We start from the raw sequence: 2519 nt of genomic DNA, 5'->3' as shown, positions 1-2519 counted from the left end.
AAGCTCAGGATCCGACATGGCTCTTATCTCCATGTCGCCCAGACTCCCCGCTGCTGCCTATGCGCGGAAGGTGCCCTCAGAACAGCGCTTACGCCATGACCGCCGTCGCTCGCGTGCACATCAGCCTGCTGGAGATCCGGCCCGCAATCTGGCGGCGGGTCGAGGTGCCGACCTCTATCACGCTCAAGCAGCTGCACGACGTCATTCAGGCGGTGTTCGGCTGGCAGGACTACCACCTGTTCGAGTTCGAGGCGGCGGCGCAGCGCTACGGCATCCCCGACGAGGAGTTCGACCTGGGCAAGCCGGTTCGCGAAGCCCGCAACATCCGTCTCGCCACCCTGATCGATCGCGGCGTGACGACGCTCGACTACACCTACGATTTCGGCGACGGCTGGCAGCACCGCCTCGAGATCGAAGCCGTCGAGGAGCGGCCGGGAGACTCTGCGCTGCCAAAGCTGCTCGGCGGCGCCCGCCACGGCCCTCCCGAAGATGTCGGCGGGCCGCCCGGGTACGAGGCGTTCCTCGAGGCGGTCGCGGACCCCGACCACGAAGAGCACGACGACGTCCTCACATGGTGCGGCGGCGCCTTTGAACCTGAGGACATGGAGGCCGAAGCCATCGAACGGCGCCTCGCCGTCATCGCCCGACGGCTCTCTGCCGACAACAAGCGGCGACGCGACAAGGCCTGATCCTCGCCATCGGGGGCGGCCAACACCGGACGCTTACGATCAACCGGAAGAAGACGCGCCGGATCTACAACGAGCTCGGCCTACAGCTGCGCGACAAGGCGCCGAAGCGGCGCGGGCCAGGGGCTCGGAGTTCGTCTCCCGGGATCTCGAGCTCTGGGCCTGGCGGCAGGGGGTGGAGCGATTCCCTGTTCGGCGCACGCGGCGCTGACCGGCGGCGAGGCCCGGGGCAGGCTGGTGGTCGAGGCGGCAGCCCGGTCCCGAGGCGAGGCGGGCCCTTCGGGCGGGCGAGGGCCCGCCGGCTCCCTCCGGGGGCGGTCCGGTGGCCCTCACGTCTTCTCACACCGGCTAACTCGCCATGACGGCCGGTCTTCCGGAGAGTGGCCACGACGGGGCCGCGCTCTCGGGCGCCTCGACGGGCCCAGCCTGACGGAGAACTCCCATGCCGGAACTTCTGGACAGCGTCCTCTCGGCCCATGGCGGGCTGGCGCGATGGCATTCCTTCCGGAGCCTGCGCGCCACCATCGTCACGGGCGGCGCGCTGTGGGGCATGAAAGGCCTCGTGCAGGATGCCGAGCCGCGCGAGATGACCGTTCTCCTGCACGAGGAGCGGGCCTCCGTCATGCCCTTCGGCGAGCCCGACCGGCGGACCGCCTTCACGCCGGATCGCATCGCCATCGAGACGATCGAGGGCGAGCTGGTCGCCGAGAGGCGCGATCCGCGGCAGTCCTTCAGGGGCCATGAGATGACCACGCCCTGGGATCCGCTCCAGAGGGCCTACTTCAACGGCTATGCGCTCTGGACCTACCTGACGACGCCCTTCCTGCTGGCCCTGGACGGCGTCGAGGTCCGGGAGGTCGAGCCCCTGTCCGAGGACGGGGAGAGCTGGCGCAGGCTCCGGGCCCGCTTCCCGGCGCGGCTGGCGACCCACAGCAGCGTCCAGGACTTCTTCTTCGGGCCCGACTTCCTGCTCAGGCGCCACGACTACAGCGTCGAGGTGGCCGGCGGCTTCCACGCCGCGCAGCTCGTTTCCGACTACCGGGAGGTCCAGGGGCTCAGGCTGCCGACCAGGCGGCGCGCCTATCGCAGGAGCGCCGACGAGCGGCCGCTCCCCGACCCGGTCCTGGTCTCGATCGATCTCAGCGACATCCGCTTCGGCTGAACGCGCCGGGCGGTCACCGGGCGTCCCGCGGCCGTCGCCGCCTGGGCGCCTCGACGCAGCCTGCCGCGCTCGGCGGCGGACAAGGAGGACCCCATGCACATGATGGACTGGAACGGTTACCGGCGGCAGGTTCTCGCCGGAGTCGGCGCGCTGTCGAAGCTCAGCCCGGACACGGTGAAGGGCTATCTGGCCCTGGGCGGCGCCGGGGCGAAGACGGCGCAGCTCGATGCCAGGACCCGCGAGCTGATCGCGCTCGCCGTGGCGATCAGCCTGCGCTGCGACGGCTGCATCACCGTCCACGCAGAGGCGGCGCGCAAGGCGGGCGCGACGGAGGAGGAGCTGGCCGAGGCGCTGGGCGTCGCGATCGGCGTCAACGCGGGCGCCGCCCTGGTCTATTCGACGAGGACGCTCGACGCCTTCGCGGCCGCCAGCGAAGCCTAGCGGGCCGGCGCCGTTGCCGCGCGGGCGGAGGAGCCGCCAGGCCGGACCGCGTGAATCCGATCTGGAATCCGATCGGCCAGGGAAGGTTCACGGGACCTGTCGGATCGCGGGGCGGTTCCGTCAGGTCGCGATCTGCCCTAGCAGGCTGCTGAAAAAGTGTCTTCCGGCTCTGTGCGGGAGGTGATTCGATTCCGTCATGGTGTTGCCGAGGGAGGCTTGGCATGCGCGGC

3 protein-coding genes are annotated in these 2519 nt (G+C 70.5%); all 3 read left to right on the top strand.

Annotated elements, in window-relative coordinates; genetic code table 11:
- Positions 1-95: 95 nt before the first annotated feature.
- Positions 96-689 (top strand): plasmid pRiA4b ORF-3 family protein, encoded by a 594-nt coding sequence (locus tag B9O00_RS32005; protein ID WP_085127507.1) that lies wholly within the window; start codon positions 96-98, stop codon positions 687-689.
- 439 nt (positions 690-1128) lie between these two features.
- On the top strand, positions 1129-1848 hold the full coding sequence (locus tag B9O00_RS32000) for a hypothetical protein (RefSeq protein ID WP_085127505.1): 720 nt from the start codon (positions 1129-1131) through the stop codon (positions 1846-1848).
- A 93-nt stretch (positions 1849-1941) separates the two neighbouring features.
- On the top strand, positions 1942-2289 hold the full coding sequence (locus B9O00_RS31995) for a carboxymuconolactone decarboxylase family protein (RefSeq protein WP_085127503.1): 348 nt from the start codon (positions 1942-1944) through the stop codon (positions 2287-2289).
- Positions 2290-2519: the final 230 nt, after the last annotated feature.

It is taken from the genome of Tistlia consotensis USBA 355, assembly GCF_900177295.1.
Lineage (GTDB): Bacteria > Pseudomonadota > Alphaproteobacteria > Kiloniellales > DSM-21159 > Tistlia > Tistlia consotensis.
This window is presented reverse-complemented; position numbering and strand designations above follow the sequence as displayed.